Annotated in this window: 18 protein-coding genes; 7 read left to right on the top strand and 11 right to left on the bottom strand. The window is 66.3% G+C overall.

What is annotated here, in order from left to right:
- Positions 1–7: 7 nt before the first annotated feature.
- A complete protein-coding gene (locus FHS94_RS11495; protein ID WP_184057891.1) occupies positions 8–1,360 on the top strand; it encodes a L,D-transpeptidase scaffold domain-containing protein in 1,353 nt (450 codons plus the stop codon).
- Here FHS94_RS11495 and trpS read toward each other — a convergent pair.
- Genes trpS through secB form a run of 3 tightly spaced genes read right to left on the bottom strand, consistent with a single transcriptional unit; the run spans position 1,357 to position 4,501 of the window.
- Positions 1,357–2,361: a tryptophan--tRNA ligase gene (gene trpS, locus FHS94_RS11490; RefSeq protein ID WP_184057889.1), complete on the bottom strand. Its 1,005-nt coding sequence runs from the start codon at positions 2,359–2,361 to the stop codon at positions 1,357–1,359. The genes FHS94_RS11495 and trpS overlap by 4 nt on opposite strands.
- A gap of 7 nt (positions 2,362–2,368) precedes the next feature.
- Positions 2,369–3,985: a murein biosynthesis integral membrane protein MurJ gene (gene murJ / locus FHS94_RS11485; RefSeq protein ID WP_184057887.1), complete on the bottom strand. Its 1,617-nt coding sequence runs from the start codon at positions 3,983–3,985 to the stop codon at positions 2,369–2,371.
- 24 nt (positions 3,986–4,009) lie between these two features.
- Positions 4,010–4,501, bottom strand: a complete 492-nt coding sequence (gene secB, locus FHS94_RS11480) for a protein-export chaperone SecB (protein WP_184057885.1) — start codon at positions 4,499–4,501, stop codon at positions 4,010–4,012.
- Between the two features lie 182 nt (positions 4,502–4,683).
- On the opposite strand from secB, the gene FHS94_RS11475 reads away from it, so the two are divergent.
- From FHS94_RS11475 to FHS94_RS11465, 3 genes are all read left to right on the top strand, one after another.
- A complete protein-coding gene (locus tag FHS94_RS11475) occupies positions 4,684–5,304 on the top strand; it encodes a Tim44/TimA family putative adaptor protein (protein ID WP_425506182.1) in 621 nt (206 codons plus the stop codon).
- 176 nt (positions 5,305–5,480) lie between these two features.
- Positions 5,481–6,752 carry a murein transglycosylase A gene (gene mltA / locus FHS94_RS11470; RefSeq protein WP_425506181.1) on the top strand — a complete coding sequence of 424 codons (1,272 nt, stop codon included), beginning with the start codon at positions 5,481–5,483 and terminating at the stop codon, positions 6,750–6,752.
- Entirely contained in the window at positions 6,727–7,266 is a 540-nt protein-coding gene (locus FHS94_RS11465) for a Smr/MutS family protein (RefSeq protein WP_246348560.1), read from the top strand. The genes mltA and FHS94_RS11465 overlap by 26 nt, the downstream gene beginning before the upstream one ends.
- On the opposite strand, the gene dapE is transcribed toward FHS94_RS11465, so the two are convergent.
- On the bottom strand, positions 7,241–8,362 hold the full coding sequence (gene dapE, locus FHS94_RS11460; protein WP_184057881.1) for a succinyl-diaminopimelate desuccinylase: 1,122 nt from the start codon (positions 8,360–8,362) through the stop codon (positions 7,241–7,243). The genes FHS94_RS11465 and dapE overlap by 26 nt on opposite strands.
- A gap of 37 nt (positions 8,363–8,399) precedes the next feature.
- On the opposite strand from dapE, the gene FHS94_RS11455 reads away from it, so the two are divergent.
- Positions 8,400–8,861 (top strand): cupin domain-containing protein, encoded by a 462-nt coding sequence (locus FHS94_RS11455; RefSeq protein WP_184057879.1) that lies wholly within the window; start codon positions 8,400–8,402, stop codon positions 8,859–8,861.
- A 6-nt stretch (positions 8,862–8,867) separates the two neighbouring features.
- On the opposite strand, the gene FHS94_RS11450 is transcribed toward FHS94_RS11455, so the two are convergent.
- Positions 8,868–9,533 carry a glutathione S-transferase family protein gene (locus FHS94_RS11450; protein ID WP_184057877.1) on the bottom strand — a complete coding sequence of 222 codons (666 nt, stop codon included), beginning with the start codon at positions 9,531–9,533 and terminating at the stop codon, positions 8,868–8,870.
- Positions 9,534–9,647: 114 nt separating this feature from the next.
- On the opposite strand from FHS94_RS11450, the gene FHS94_RS19675 reads away from it, so the two are divergent.
- Together FHS94_RS19675 and FHS94_RS11445 are read left to right on the top strand one after the other, a co-directional pair.
- Positions 9,648–9,776 (top strand): hypothetical protein, encoded by a 129-nt coding sequence (locus FHS94_RS19675; protein WP_281396892.1) that lies wholly within the window; start codon positions 9,648–9,650, stop codon positions 9,774–9,776.
- Positions 9,777–9,779: 3 nt separating this feature from the next.
- Positions 9,780–10,967, top strand: coding sequence for a DUF418 domain-containing protein (locus FHS94_RS11445; RefSeq protein WP_184057875.1), 1,188 nt, complete (start codon positions 9,780–9,782; stop codon positions 10,965–10,967).
- A 6-nt stretch (positions 10,968–10,973) separates the two neighbouring features.
- On the opposite strand, the gene yihA is transcribed toward FHS94_RS11445, so the two are convergent.
- From yihA to FHS94_RS11415, 6 genes are all read right to left on the bottom strand, one after another.
- Positions 10,974–11,609, bottom strand: coding sequence for a ribosome biogenesis GTP-binding protein YihA/YsxC (gene yihA, locus FHS94_RS11440; RefSeq protein WP_184057873.1), 636 nt, complete (start codon positions 11,607–11,609; stop codon positions 10,974–10,976).
- Positions 11,606–13,306 (bottom strand): membrane protein insertase YidC, encoded by a 1,701-nt coding sequence (gene yidC, locus FHS94_RS11435; RefSeq protein ID WP_184057871.1) that lies wholly within the window; start codon positions 13,304–13,306, stop codon positions 11,606–11,608. Before yidC ends, yihA begins: the two co-directional genes overlap by 4 nt.
- A gap of 16 nt (positions 13,307–13,322) precedes the next feature.
- On the bottom strand, positions 13,323–13,535 hold the full coding sequence (gene yidD, locus FHS94_RS11430; RefSeq protein ID WP_184057869.1) for a membrane protein insertion efficiency factor YidD: 213 nt from the start codon (positions 13,533–13,535) through the stop codon (positions 13,323–13,325).
- Positions 13,532–13,888 carry a ribonuclease P protein component gene (gene rnpA / locus FHS94_RS11425; protein WP_425506180.1) on the bottom strand — a complete coding sequence of 119 codons (357 nt, stop codon included), beginning with the start codon at positions 13,886–13,888 and terminating at the stop codon, positions 13,532–13,534. The genes yidD and rnpA overlap by 4 nt, the downstream gene beginning before the upstream one ends.
- 53 nt (positions 13,889–13,941) lie before the next feature.
- A complete protein-coding gene (gene rpmH / locus FHS94_RS11420) occupies positions 13,942–14,076 on the bottom strand; it encodes a 50S ribosomal protein L34 (protein ID WP_076743215.1) in 135 nt (44 codons plus the stop codon).
- 85 nt (positions 14,077–14,161) lie between these two features.
- On the bottom strand, positions 14,162–14,461 hold the full coding sequence (locus tag FHS94_RS11415) for a hypothetical protein (protein ID WP_246348557.1): 300 nt from the start codon (positions 14,459–14,461) through the stop codon (positions 14,162–14,164).
- Positions 14,462–14,463 lie beyond the last annotated feature (2 nt).

The raw sequence follows: 14,463 nt of genomic DNA, 5'->3' as shown, positions 1-14,463 counted from the left end.
CTCAGGCATGATCATCACAAAAGGCGCGCGCCGGTCGATCCGGTGCGCGCTCCTGCTGACGGCACTCTGGGCGGCAGTGCCCGGCGTCGGGGCAGCACAGGCGGGCGACCAAGCTTTGCGCGTTGCTATCGCGGATCGTGGCGGTCCGCGCGAGGTGCGCTCCTTCTACGCGGCACGGCCGAACCAGCCCTTGTGGATCGTGGGTGGGCATGTATCCCCGGCGGCAGACAAACTGCTCGACCTGATCGCAAGTGCCCGGCTCGACGGGCTCGATCCCGACGATTACCGCCCGCGCGCACTGGTATCAGCGCTCGAAGGTGCAGCGTCGGGCAGTCCCAGGGCGCTCGCCAGGGCGGAAGCCGCGCTGACCGTCAGCTTTGTCGCGCTCGCCCGCGATATGCGCCGTCCACGCGATGTCGGGGTTGTCTATCCCGACGCCGTCTTGCGCCCGCGTGTGCCGGGCGTTCGCGAGTTGCTGATGGAGGCGGCGTCCGCGCCGTCGATGGCCGACTACCTAGAGCGGATCGGCTGGATGAACCCGCTTTATGCCGAGCTTCGCCTCGCCGCGTTGGCGAATGGCGCACCGGGTCCCGGCGGAGTGGGAGAGGAGTTGACCGATCGAGAGGCTCTCCGGGCCAACCTTGATCGGCTTCGCGCACTTCCCGCCGATCTTGGCCGTCGTTACGTGCTTGTCGATGCCGCCTCCGCCCGACTGTGGATGGTCGCGGATGGGCGTGCACAGGGCACGATGCGGGTCGTCGTTGGCAAAACTGCCGAGCCCACGCCCTTGATGGCGGCTCTGATTAAATACGCCAGCCTCAATCCATATTGGAACCTGCCGCCTGACTTGGCGCGATCGCGCATCGCGGCCGGCGCGCTGTCGCAAGGGCCGGGTTTCCTGACGGCCAAGCGCTATCAGGTGTTGTCGGACTGGTCCGACGACGCCCGCCCCGTCGACCCGTCAACGGTGGACTGGCAGGCCGTCGCCGATGGTCGAATCGAGGCGCGGGTGCGGCAGCTGCCCGGCCCCGGAAACGCGATGGGGCGGGTCAAGTTCATGTTCCCCAACGACAAGGGCGTGTACCTGCACGACACGCCCGACAAAAAGCTGCTGAAGGAAGATGACCGCCAGTTCAGTGCCGGGTGCGTCCGGCTGGAGGATGCGCCGCGGCTGGGCCGGTGGCTTACCGGGCGGGTGCTGCCGATCGCGCGCGCGCGGCCGGAACAGCGGCTCGATCTGCCACAGCCGGTGCCGGTCTATATCGTCTATCGCACGATCGCGGTGGAGAACGGGCGACTTGTGTCGCGCCCCGACTTTTATGGTCGAGACGGAGGCGAGCGGCGCTACGCCGCGCGCTAAACCTGCAATCCGATCGCCTGCTGGGCGGCAAGCAGGGTCGGGGCGGCGAGCGCGCGCGCGCGGTTCGCCCCCGATTCCAGCGTAGCCGCTACCGCGCCCCGGTCCCCAAGCAACTCGGTCAGGCGTGTCCGGATCGGGCAAAGCACCGACACCGCCATATCCGCGAGCACCGGTTTGAACTGGCCGAAGCCCTGGCCCGCGAATTCAACCAGCACATCGGCCGGTGCACGGCCGGCAAGCGCCGCGTAGATGGTGACGAGGTTGGTTGCTTCGGGGCGGCCCTCCAGCTCCTTCATCGTTTCCGGCAACGGGTCGGAGTCGGTTCGCGCTTTGCGCAGCTTTTGCGCGATGAGGTCGTCGTCATCGATCAGGTTGATCCGCGACGCGTCCGACGGATCGGACTTCGACATCTTGGCCGTGCCGTCACGTAACGACATGATGCGCGGCGCGGCAGCGGAGATGAAGGGTTCGGGCTGGGTGAACAGCTCTACGCCGAAGTCGGTGTTGAACTTCGCGGCGATGTCTCGCGCCAGTTCCAGGTGCTGTTTCTGGTCGTCGCCGACGGGCACATGGGTCGCCTGATACGCCAGGACATCCGCGGCCTGGAGAACCGGATAGGTGAACAAGCCGACTGACTGACCTTCGCGGTTCTTGCCTGCCTTGTCCTTCCATTGCGTCATGCGGTTCAGCCAGCCAATCCGCGCGGTGCCGCCGAGCAACCATGCAAGCTCCGCATGGGCAGGCACGCGGGCCTGGTTAAACAGGATGGAACGATCGGGGTCGATACCGCAGGCAAGCAGCGTCGCCGCCATCTCGATCGTGTTGGCCGCAAGCTCAGCGGCAACCACCGGCTGCGTCAACGCATGCAGGTCGGCGAGGAAGAACAGGCACGTATCCTCCGTCCCCATCGCATCCTGCATCGCGATCCACTGACGAATGGCGCCGAGATAGTTGCCGAGGTGAAGATTGCCGGTGGGTTGGATGCCGGAAACAACGCGCATGAAATGTCTACTCGGGCGGAAGGGCAGGAGAGGCTGTGGGAGCGGCTTCCGCTGCCTCAGTACGACGGCGGCGGATCAGGCGGGTCAGGGCGCGGCGGTGGAATGCCCCGAACAGGAACGTCGCAAGGCCATAGACGGTCATCCCGGTCGCGACCAAGACGCACAGCGCGACCCATCGCGCGATGCCGGGCGCGGTGACAAATGGCTGGAAGCGATCGGCCAGGTACCACAGCACTCCGCCCATCAGCAGCGCCGCCAACGCCACCCGCGGCGCCCGCCGGCGCAATTGTGCGTCTGCGGTGAAGTGACCGCGCCGCGACAGCGTCCGGTAGAGAAGCCCGACGTTGACCGTGGACGCCAACGCGGTGGCGAGCGGCGGGCCCATGTGCTGCAATGGCCGGATCAGCAGCAGGTTGAGCACCAGGTTCACCACCATCGACACCATGGCGTAGCGCACCGGCGTCTTGGTGTCGCCGCGGGCGTAGTAACCGGGCGTCAGCACCTTTACGAGAATGTAGCTCGGTAACCCGATCGAGAAGGCGGCAAGCGCCTGAACCGTGAAGGCCGCGTCCGTCGGGTCGAAGCGGCCATGCTCGAAAAGGGCGGCCACGATCGGGGTGCCGCACGCGATCAGCGCGACCGTGGCGGGAAGCGTCAGCAGCAGCGCCAGCTCCATGCCGCGGTTCTGCGTTTCCATCGCCTCCCCCTCGGCTCCCCGCCCAAGCTGGTGCGAGATGGTGGGCAACAGGATCGTGCCCAGGCCGATGCCGATCAGGCCGAGCGGCAGCTGGTTCACCCGGTCGGCGAAGTAGATATAGCTGACCGACCCCGAAGGCAGCATGCTGCGGGCGAGGGCGGTGGAGATGACAAGGTTGATCTGCACCGCGCCCGTGCCAGCCGCGGCAGGCCAGATCAGCTTCAGCAGGCGCTTCACCTCCGGGTCCAGCCGGGGCAGCCGCAGGCGCAGGTGGACGCCGTTCGCTCGGCAGTTCTGCCACAACCAGGCAAGCTGAAGCGCGCCCGACACCGTCACTGCGATCGCCTGATTACGCGCGGTCAGCAGCGGGTCGGTCTGGTGGAACAGCAGCAACGCCCCGATCAGCGTCAGGTTGAGCAGGATCGGCGCCGCCGCGTTGACCCAGAAACGGCCAAGTGAATTGAGGATGCCACCAAGCAGCGACACCAGGCTGATCAGCAACAGGTATGGAAAGGTGTATCGGCTAAGCGCTACGACGAACGCGAACTGCTGGTCGTTGACTCCGCCCGACCCGCCCCACAGCAGCCACACGACTGGCCACGCGGCAAGCTCCATGACCACCGTCATGAGGATCAGGACGGGGAATAGGACCGCCTGAGCCTTTTCCGCGAACAACAACCCGTCTTCCAGGCCGCGCCCGTTCGGGTCGGCGACTTTGCGGTTGAACATGGGAATGAACGCAGAGGCAAAGGCGCCTTCCGCGAACAGGGCGCGAAACATGTTGGGCAGGCGGAACGCGACCAGGAAGGCGTCGGACGCGAAGCCTGCCCCGGCAAAGCGCGCGAACAACGAATCCCGTACGAGCCCGAGGACACGGCTGGCGAGCGTCAGCCCGCCAACCGATCCCAGCGACTTGGTAAGGTTCACGAACGCCGTTCCGCGACGACGGGCTTAGGCCTGACCCGCCACGCCCTGCTGACCCTGTGACTCCTGCGACTGGAGGTACAGGGTGTTGAAGTCGATCGGCTCCAGCAGCAGCGGCGGGAAGCCGCCGTCGCGCACCGCATCCGCCAGCACACGGCGAGCGAACGGGAAGATCAAGCGCGGCCCTTCACCCAGCAGGTAAGGCTGGATCTGGTCGGCGGGGACGTTGCGGAAACCGAACAGGCCGGCGTAGCTGAGGTCCACGATGAAGGCGACCTGGCCTTCGTTCTCGGCGCGAACCTCGATCTTCAGCACGACCTCGTGTACTTCGTCGCCGACCTGGGCTCCACCGATGTTGAACTGAACGTCCACCGTTGGAGCGTTCTGGTTCTGGTAGATCGCCGGTGCGTTCGGATTCTCGAACGACAGGTCCTTGATGTACTGCGAAATCAGCCCGACCGCTGGCGCAGTGTCGGCGCCGTTCGGCAGCGGCTGCATGTTGAAATCCTGGTCTGCCATGACGGGTCCTTGCAAGAAAGGGGAGCGAAGCAGCGCACCTGTGCGTTGGCGCTGTCGAGTGACGGCGCGACTAGCAGCGGGCCGCCCAGGTTTCAACGGCTCCGCATTTGAAAGGTCGACCGCTTGAGCCTATGTTGGTGCGCAGTAGCGGAGGCGTCGTGTTGTATATAGTCTTACTGGCGATGGTGGCGGGTTTTCTCGCTCTCCGTTTGTATAGCGTCCTGGGAAAGCGGACGGGGCATGAGCAGCCGATCGCCCGCCCGGTCGAGGAGCGTGCTGGTGCCCTGTCGGTGCCTCGGGTCGTGGATGCCAAGCCCGAACCGCGTGACGAGGCCACTCGTCCGATCGAGCCCAAGGCAGAGGCGGGCATCCGCGCCATTATCGCAGGCGAGCCGGGGTTCGACGTCGCGCGTTTCGTCGAAGGTGCGCAGTCGGCCTATCGTATGACGCTGGAGGCGTTCTGGAAGGGTGATCGCAACGTCCTGAACGACCTAGCGGTGCCAAGCGTCCGCGATGCCTTTGTGGACGCGATCGACGCACGCGAAGGGGCGGGCGAAACGCTGGACAATCGGCTTGTGTCGATTGAGCGGGTCCGCATCATCGACGCCAGCGTGGACGGGCGAGAGGCGCGGATCGCGGTCCGCTTCGATGCAGACATTGCCGCGGTGACGCGTGACGCTGATGGGCAGGTGATCGCAGGGTCGCTGACCGACGCTGTCGAGACCCACGATGTCTGGACCTTCGCGCGGACGCTGAAGAGCGCCGACCCCAATTGGAAGCTTGCCGACACCGACGAGGCCTGAACGTCGTGATCGGGGGGAAGGGTTGGGCGGCGGTCGCCGCTGGATTGTTGTTGGCAGCGTGCGGCGGACGCGTGGTCCCACCGTCAAGCGCCGGGGCCGTGGCGACGCGGCCCGGGCCTTCACGGCCGACCCCAGCGCGCACGCCTTCGGCTGGTAAGCCCGCCGCGGGCTTTGCGGTGCCCAGCGGCAGGTCGTTCGATGGCCGGATCGTCGGGTCCACCCCGATGGCGGCGGCGCCCGCGGCCCCGACTGCCGGGGCCACAACCGCGGTCACTGCCGGCCTGACACCAGGACCGGACCTTTCAAGGTTGCCGATCGACGAGCGCCAGGCGGAGGCGGCACGGGCCGCATTCCGGCAGTCCTGCCCCGGGCTGATGCGCCGCACCGATACCAGTGGCCTGACGCGAGGCGCAGACTGGGCGGCTGCCTGTTCCGCCGCCGCCTCGGCAGGGCGGGGAGGCGCCCGCGATTTCCTCCAGCGCTATTTCGAAGCGGTGCAGGTGGGCGACGGGCGCGCCTTTGCAACCGGCTATTACGAGCCCGAGATCGCTGCCTCGCGGGAGCGCCGCTCGGGTTACGAGGTTCCGATCTACGCCCGACCCAATGATCTCATCGATGTAGACCTTGGGCTGTTTTCGACGAGCCTAAAGGGGCGCAAGATCCGTGGCCGAGTCGACGGCAAGAACTTCGTGCCCTATTTCGACCGTACGCAGATCGAGACGGGCGCGATCGCGAATAACGCGCCGGTGCTCGCTTGGGGCGCCGATGCGGCGGCGGTGTTCTTCCTTCAGGTTCAGGGATCGGGGCGGCTGCGGCTGCCGGACGGCAGCTTCATGCGCGTCGGATACGACACGCAGAACGGGCGCGACTATACCGGCATCGGAGCCCTGATGAAGGCGCGCGGCCTGCTCGGCCCCGGCCAGACCAGCATGCAGGGCATCGTGCAATGGATCCACGACCACCCGGTCGAGGGTGAAGCGATCATGCGGGAGAACCGCAGCTTTGTGTTCTTCCGGGAACTCGACACCCCGCCGGTGGGGGCGATGGGCTATGTCGTCAGCGGCGGTGTCAGCGCGGCGGCGGACCCCAAGTTCGTGCCGCTGGGTGCCCCAATTTACCTGTCCGCCGATCGGCAGGACGCAACTGGCCTTTGGATAGCGCAGGACACTGGCGGCGCGATTAAGGGCGCCAACCGGTTCGACACTTATTGGGGTGCTGGCGCTGAGGCGACCAAGACCGCGGGCGGCATGGCGGCGCGGGGCACGGCGTGGCTGTTGCTGCCGCGCGGCACCCTGGCGCGGCTGACCGGGGGCAGCTTCGCGGCCCCGGCACCCAGCTATTCGCCCCCAGCCGTGCCGGTGCAGCCGGCAATGCCTGCCGTACCACGGGCGACCCTGCCACCGCCTGATGTCGACCCGAATGATGACATCGCGTCGCCTCAGCCCTGAGGAGGCGCAACTCTGGGGCCGTGTGATGGCGTCGGTGCGACCGATGCGCGCCGTGGCTCCCATCACCACCGGCCCGGCACCTCAGTTCCAGCGTAAGGTGAAGGTTGATCAGCCCGCGCCGGCTCCGGTTCCGCCCAAGCCGGCGGAGCGGCCGCGTAACGGTCCGGGCGAAACGCTGGACGGCGGCTGGGACAAGCGGCTCGCGCGGGGGGTGGTCATCCCGGACATGACCATCGACCTTCACGGCCACACCTTGGCATCCGCGCATCAAATGCTCGACCAGGGTATCGACCGCGCGCTCAGGGGAGGATGTCGCGTCATCCTGCTCGTGACGGGACGCCCGCCGCGGGCCGAAAGCCAGCGCCCGCACGCACGCGGGGCGATCCGGGCGGCGATCGCGGATTGGCTGGGCGCATCGCGCCATGCAGATCGGATTGCTGCCGTGCGCGGCGCGCACCCGCGTCATGGCGGGCAGGGCGCTCTTTACATCATTCTTCGGCGAGCGCGCGGCTGATCACGCCGGCATAGATGTCGGTGAGCACATAGAGATCCTCCACGGCCACGGCTTCATCCACCTGGTGCATGGTCGCGTTTACCAGCCCCAACTCCACCGTCGGGCACAGCCGCGACAGGAATCGCGCGTCCGACGTTCCGCCCGTGGTGGATAGTTCGGGCACCAGACCGGTTCGCTCGGTGACAGCCTGAGCCACAAGGGAGGACAGCCTGCCCGGCTGCGTGAGAAAGGCCTCACCCGATACTCGGCCCCTCACATGTGCGTCGGGTGCATGGGCCAGCGCTACCGCGCGTACCCGCTCGATCAGCGCGTCGCCGCGTTGTTCGTCGTTGAAGCGGATCGACAGCCGCGCACTCGCCTGGCCCGGGATGACGTTGTGCGCACCATTGCCGACATGAAGGTCGGTCACCTCCAGATTTGACGGCTGAAACCAGTCATTGCCGCGGTCCAATTCGATCGCGTCCAGTTCGGCGAGGATCGCCACCAGCCGTGTGATCGGATTGTCGGCCAGATGAGGGTAGGCGACATGGCCCTGTCCGCCCGGCACTTCGACCCAGATGTTGACCGATCCGCGCCGCCCGATCTTGATCGTGTCGCCTAGCCGGTCGACCGACGTCGGCTCTCCCACCAGACACAGGTCAGGGTGCACGCCGGTCGCTGCCATGCGATCGATCAGCGCGCGCGTGCCATAGGTTGCGGGACCTTCCTCATCGCCGGTGATCAGCAAGCTGAGCGTGCCGGACGCTTGCGCCCGGGCGCAGGCGGCGACGAAGGCCGCCACCGCGCCTTTCATGTCCACGGCACCACGACCGTATAGCAGCCCCCCGCGCTCCTCGCCGCTCCAGGGCGAGGCGGCCCAGCCTTCTCCCGGCGGGACCACGTCGACGTGACCGGCAAAGGAAAGGTGCCGGCCACCCCCGTCACGGACAGCAAGTATGTTCTCGACCGGGCCGTCCGGCGCCTCACCGACCACGAAGCGATCGACCGCGAAGCCGAGCGGCGACAGCGCGCTCTCCAGAACATCGAACACTGCGCCGCGCGCTGGCGTGACACTATTGCAGCGCAGAAGCGCACGGGTAAGCTCGACCACATCCATGTGCGCCAGCGCTAGCGGGGAAGGGGAGGCGGAGAAAGTGCCCAAGATCGACCTTCAGGCGATCGAGCCTGTCAATCGGACCGGCTACCCGGCACCGTACGACGCGGCCGTCAGCGGGCGTTGGTACCGGCGGCTTGCTCCTGCGACGGGGCTTACCGACTTCGGCGTCAGCCATGTCACGTTAAAGCCGGGCGCCTGGTCATCCCAGCGGCACTGGCATCGCGGCGAAGACGAGTTCTTGGTGATCGTGGCGGGCGAAGCGGTTCTGGTCGATGACCTGAGCGAGACACCGCTCCGTCCCGGCGATTGCGCAGCGTTCCCCAAGAACGACGGCAACGGCCATCATCTTCAAAACCGTTCAGACGCCGATTGCGTTTTCGTGGTCGTCGGCGCCGGCACAGCGCTGGGTGGCGAGTATCCGGACATCGACATGCGGTTTACGGCTGACGGCCGTTACGAACGTCAGGATGGGACACCCTATGAGGCCCGTCGCGTTTAGATTCGGTCAGGCGGCCGGCTGCTCGAACTGCTCCAGCACCCAATCTTCTTCCTGGGCCCCGGCGATCCATTCCTGCATCCAGGGATGCTGCACCACCGCGTCCAGATAAGGCCCTGCGAAGCGGGCGATCGGCAATTGGTAGGTGAAGATGCGCGTCACCACTGGCGCGTACATGATGTCAGCCGCGCTGAAATCACCGAACAGATACGCGCCCTCGCCGCCGAAGCGTGCGCGGGCCTGTGCCCATAGCTCCATGATCCGCGCGAGCTCTGAAAGAACGTCATTGTCGGGGATGGTCGCCGCGAACTGCTGGCGGCAGTTCATCGGGTGCTTGCGGCGAAGCGCGGTGAAGCTCGAATGCATTTCCGCCGCCATTGACCGCGCCATGGCGCGGGCCGAATCGCTTTCCGGCCAGAACCGATCCCGCCCGACCTTGTCGGCCAGGTATTCGATAATGGCCAGGCTATCCCAGACAACCGTGTCGTCGCCGTCCCACAGGATCGGCACCTTGCCCGACGAGGGCGCGAACTCCGCACCTTCGCGTCGGCGGTCCCAGTCGGCGTCGTACAAGGGCACGACCACCTCGTCGAACGGGATGCCCGACTGCTTGCAGGCAAGCCAGCCGCGAAGCGACCAGGAAGAATAGGCCTTGTTGCCGATGACGAGCTTCATGGGCCCGGACGTAGCGGCGTTGGGGCAGGGCGGCAACGATCGCGCGAAATGATGGCGTGGTAACCGGGCGGAAAGGGCGGAAACGTAGTCGGGCCGGGACTGAAAGAAGAATCCATGTCGATCGCCGCCGCCAACACCGTTCCTGTCGCCCAGCGCATCGCTGCGCTCGACGTGCTGCGCGGTGTTGCGATCTGCGGCATCCTGCTGATGAACATCTATTCGACGGGGGGTGCGCGCGAGTAACCGTTGACCAGCTTTCCGCCGCGCGCAGACCCCGAATGGGTCAGCTGGGGTATTCAGTCGCTGTTCGTCCAGGGTGCGATGCGAGGGCTGTTCACGCTCCTGTTTGGCGCCAGCATGCTGCTGATGCTGCGGCGGGCAGAGGACGGCCATGTCGCCCCGATCGACGCCTGGGCGCGCCGCAGCATAGCGCTGATGGGCTTCGGCGTGCTGCAGTTCGCGGTGCTGATCTGGCCGGGCGAGATCCTGTGGAACTATGGGGTCAGCGGGCTCTTTCTGCTCGCCTTCCGCACCGCGCGGCCGCGCACGCTGTTGCTGGGGGCCGCGTTGTTGATCGGTGGCCTTTCGCTGAACGCGGCACATTGGACCGGGCAGGAGGTACAGCAACTGCGCGAAGGGGGCGCCGCGGCGCGAGCCGTTGCGTTAGGCCAAGCCATAACGCCTGATCAGCGTGCCGCGCTGGCGGCCGAGCGGGCAAACCTGGCCGCGGTACATCCGAGCGAGCAGGTAGTTGAACGCGAGATCAGCCGCCGCACTCATGTCGGCTCTCTGTTGCGCTGGAGCGCCGGCTATTGGACCGAACAGAACCTGACCTTCACCGGCTGGATCGACGTTGCCGAAAGCGTCGCCTTCATGCTGGTCGGCATGGCCTTGTTCCGGGCCGGCATCCTGACGGGAGAGGCGCCAGCCGCGACTTACCGTGTCATGGTTCTGGTCGGTTACGGCGGCGGGCTCGCCTGGCGCGGGTTCGTGGTGTGGCTAAACGTGCGATCCAACCTTGATATGGGAGCGCCCGGCATCGACCCGCTCGCCTGGACGCTAAGCCAGGCGATGTTTGAGCCCGCGCGCCTGTTGGTGACGCTGGGCCATGTCGGGCTGGTGCTGATGCTGTTCCGGTCCGGTGCGCTCGGCGCCGCGCCCACGTTGCAGGCGCTCGGCCGCATGGCGCTGACCGTCTATTGCCTCCAGTCGGCCATCGGGTCGTTTTTGTTCTATGCGGTCGGGCTGGTTGGCCAGTTGTCGCTGCCCCAGCTCTGGCTGGTAGCGGTGGGCATCTGGATCGTGACGGCGTTGTTCTGCCGATGGTGGTTCGGCCGGTATGCCATGGGGCCGGCCGAGCAGGTGCTACGCTGGATCGCCTATGGCGAACGACCACGAGGCCGGCCCGTCACCAGGGCCGTCAGCGCCTCTTGATGGCGTTCAGCTGATCGCTTCGACCACTGCGGCGCGCAGTTCCGGGATGCCCATGCCGCCTTCCGAAGAGGTTGCCAGGATATCAGGATGCGCGGCAGGGCGTTTGCGCACTTCGGTTGCCGTACGCTCGGTCACCTCGGCCAGCTCGGTAGCCTTTACTTTGTCTGCCTTGGTCAGCACGACGCGATAGCTGACGGCCGCCTTGTCGAGCATCTCCAGGATCTCGCGATCCACGTCCTTGATGCCATGGCGCGAGTCGATCAGCACCAGTGCGCGCTTCAGCGCCTGGCGCCCGCGCAGGAAGTCGTTCACCAGGTATCGCCACTGGCGCACCATGTCTTTGGGCGCCTTGGCAAAGCCGTAGCCCGGCATGTCCACCAGACGAAAGGCGAGCGGACGGCCGACGTCGAAGAAGTTCAGCTCCTGCGTCCGCCCGGGCGTGTTCGACGTCCGCGCCAGCGAGTTTCGGCCCGTCAACGCATTGAGCAAGGTGGACTTGCCGACGTTCGACCGGCCGGCAAAGGCCACTTCCGGCACGACCGGGTCGGGCAGGAAGCGCAGCTCGGGTGCGGACTTCAGGAAGTCCACTGGCCCCGCGAACAGCTTGCGCGCTGCCTCGATCGCTTCTGGCTCAAAGCTCATTTCGCGGGCGCCGTCTTCAATTGTGGGTGCCGTGAATACAGGATCTTCTGCTGCAGGATCGTCAGGCAGTTGTTGGTGATCCAGTAGATCTGCAAACCGACCGCGAATGGCGCCATGATCACCATCATCACCCATGGCATCAGGGCGAAGACCTGCTTTTGCGCGTCATCCATCGGCTGCGGGTTCAGCTTGAACTGAAAGTACATGGATACGCCGAGCAGGATCGGCACAACGCCGATCGCCAACCAATGGGGCGGGGTAAAGGCGAGCAGGCCGAACAGGTTCACCGGCGTTAGGGGGTCGGGCGCGGAGAGGTCCTTGATCCACAGCGCCAGCGGCTGATGGCGCATTTCGATGGTAACCAGCAGCACCTTGTAGAGCGCATAAAAGATCGGGATCTGGATCAGCGTCGGCAGGCAGCCCGCGACCGGATTGACCTTTTCCTGCTTGTACAGGGCCATGATCTCCTGCTGCTGGCGCGCCTTGTCGTCCTTGAAGCGCTCTTGCAGCGCCTTCATCTTCGGCTGGATCGCGCGCATCGCCGCCATCGACGCGAACTGCCGCTGGGCGATGGGGAAGGTCAGTGCCTTGATCGTCAGCGTCAGCAAAATGATCGCCACGCCGAAATTGCCGACCAGTTTGAACAGCCAGTCGAGATAAGCGAAGATCGGCTTTTCGAAGAACCAGAACCAGCCCCAATCGACCGCATTGTCGAATTGCGGCACACCCTGCTTCTCATAGGATTGCAGCAGGTTCACTTCCTTCGCACCCGCAAAGAAGCGTGTGGTGCTGGTCAGCGCGCGGCCGGGGGGCAGCAGGGTCGGGGGCGGGGCATAGTCGGCCTGGTAAGCCTTGTTGCCGCCCGCGCGGAACTGGCCGTCAAAGGCGCGCGCCTGATCGGGGATCAGCGCCGTCAGCCAGTATTTGTCGCTGAAGCCGAGCCAGCCGCCGGTGGTGGTGAAGCGCTGTGTACCAGCGTCGACGTCCTTGAACTTGACCGCGTAATCGGACTTGCCGTTGTGTACTGACATCGGGCCCGTGTGGATCGTCCAGGTCGACGGATCCTTGAACTCACCGACGCGGCTGACCAGGCCATAAGGTGCCACCGGCACGGGGGCTGCGCCCGCGTTCAGCACCGTCTGGCGGACTGTGAACATGTAGCCGTCGTCCACGGCGAACTCGATCCGGAAACGCTGGCCGGCCGCGTTGGCCGCGTCCAGCTGGACCGGGTGCCCTGGCGACAGCACGGGGGCCGACGCGCGCCATACCACATCGGTTGCGGGCGGGGTCAGGCCGTTGTTCTGCCAGCCAAAGCCGGCGAAGTAGGCGTCGGGGGCACCAGCGGGCGAGAGCAGGCGAATGGGTGCCGAGTTCTTGGCGATCGTTTCCTTGTGATCGACCAAGACCAGATCGTCGATTCGTGCGCCCTTCAGGCTGATCGACCCGCGCAGGCGCGGTGTCTCGATACGCACGCGTGGGCTGTCGGCCAGCACGGCCGTGCGGCTCCGGACCGCGGCGGGGCTGTCGGCAGTCGGATCCGCGGCGCCGTTGGGCAGCACCTTGGTCTTGCCCCCCTCGATCTTCGTGACCGGCGGGTTGGCCGTCGGGAAGAAGCGCTGCTGGATCAACGGATAGCCGAACAGGATCAGCATCGCGATCAGCGCGAACAGCACAATATTACGGCGGTCTTCGGTCACAAAAGGCAAACCCCAATCAGGGAACGGGATCGGGGCCGTGTCCGCCCCATGGATGACAGCGCGCCAGGCGCTTTGCCGCCAGCCACCCGCCCTTCAACGCCCCATAGCGGCGAAGAGCAGTGATTGCATAGGCGGAACAGGATGGCTGATAGCGACAGGTTGGCGGCATCACCGCGGACGGGCCAAGCTGCCAGCCGCGAACCAGCAGGATCAGAAAGCGCGCGATCACCGGCCACGCCTGGGCTTGCCGCCCTTGGCCCGTGGCGGCCGCGGCGGCGCCGACTGGCCAGAGGCGATGCGCGCCAGCGCTTTTGTAAGCTCGGCACGAAGCGCTTCGAAGGGACGCTCGATCCCGCCCTCTCGCCCGATCAGCACGTGGTCGGCGCCGCCAATGCCGCCAGCGGGCAGCAGTTCACGGGCAAGCGCGCGAAAACGCCGCTTCATCCGATTGCGGACAACGGCGTTGCCGATCTTTTTGGTAACGGTGAAGCCGACCCGCATGGCAGGGTCGCCATCACCGCGATCGCGTACCAGCAGGACAAAGCCCGGCATCGGCGCGCGCTTGCCGCCATTGGCGGCCACGAAGTCGCTCCTGCGAACGAGCGTCGTGACCGTCCGACAGCCCTTCGTATGGATTAGGCCGACAGCTTCTTCCGACCGCGCGCGCGACGCGCCCGGATCACCGACCGGCCGCCCACAGTCGCCATCCGCGCGCGGAAGCCGTGACGGCGAGCACGCACCAGATTGCTGGGCTGAAAGGTCCGCTTCATTGTTCATAACCTCGTGCAAACGAAAATGGGCCGCCCAGGGGACGGCCGCAACATCGGCGCCGCATAAGCGAACAGGTCGGCCCAGTCAATTGGTCCCGAGCGTTTCGGCGTCAGACGCGCGAAGCCGCGCCATGCGCCGCTGGACGCTGCGCCGCCGCATGACCCGGTCGGCAAGGTGGCCCAGCCGGGGCCAGCGCCGCTTCAATCGCGCCCAGCGCAATCGCGCCCAGCGCGATGCCCTGAGGACAAGGATGAGCCCACCGGCGAAGACGAAGATACCGCCTGGCCCAGGCAAGGCGCCCACCACCGGCGCCAGCAGGATCAAGATGATGCCCAGCACCAGCATGATTATGCGCTTGGCCGGGTGGTGGGGCGTGGTCGCCATGA

Source organism: Sphingomonas aerophila (genome assembly GCF_014199305.1).
GTDB classification, from domain to species: domain Bacteria; phylum Pseudomonadota; class Alphaproteobacteria; order Sphingomonadales; family Sphingomonadaceae; genus Sphingomonas; species Sphingomonas aerophila.
This window is presented reverse-complemented; position numbering and strand designations above follow the sequence as displayed.

What these genes read in the sequence shown, in the direction of transcription:
- FHS94_RS11450 (WP_184057877.1), bottom strand. Translation starts at nt 9,533, where the DNA reads ATGAAGCTCGTCATCGGCAACAAGGCCTATTCTTCCTGGTCGCTTCGC.
- FHS94_RS11475 (WP_425506182.1), top strand. Translation starts at nt 4,684, where the DNA reads ATGGTGGCGGGTTTTCTCGCTCTCCGTTTGTATAGCGTCCTGGGAAAG.
- rpmH (WP_076743215.1), bottom strand. Translation starts at nt 14,076, where the DNA reads ATGAAGCGGACCTTTCAGCCCAGCAATCTGGTGCGTGCTCGCCGTCAC.
- yihA (WP_184057873.1), bottom strand. Translation starts at nt 11,609, where the DNA reads ATGAGCTTTGAGCCAGAAGCGATCGAGGCAGCGCGCAAGCTGTTCGCG.
- FHS94_RS11415 (WP_246348557.1), bottom strand. Translation starts at nt 14,461, where the DNA reads ATGGCGACCACGCCCCACCACCCGGCCAAGCGCATAATCATGCTGGTG.
- FHS94_RS11495 (WP_184057891.1), top strand. Translation starts at nt 8, where the DNA reads ATGATCATCACAAAAGGCGCGCGCCGGTCGATCCGGTGCGCGCTCCTG.
- FHS94_RS11465 (WP_246348560.1), top strand. Translation starts at nt 6,727, where the DNA reads ATGACATCGCGTCGCCTCAGCCCTGAGGAGGCGCAACTCTGGGGCCGT.
- dapE (WP_184057881.1), bottom strand. Translation starts at nt 8,362, where the DNA reads ATGGATGTGGTCGAGCTTACCCGTGCGCTTCTGCGCTGCAATAGTGTC.
- trpS (WP_184057889.1), bottom strand. Translation starts at nt 2,361, where the DNA reads ATGCGCGTTGTTTCCGGCATCCAACCCACCGGCAATCTTCACCTCGGC.
- FHS94_RS19675 (WP_281396892.1), top strand. Translation starts at nt 9,648, where the DNA reads ATGTCGATCGCCGCCGCCAACACCGTTCCTGTCGCCCAGCGCATCGCT.
- secB (WP_184057885.1), bottom strand. Translation starts at nt 4,501, where the DNA reads ATGGCAGACCAGGATTTCAACATGCAGCCGCTGCCGAACGGCGCCGAC.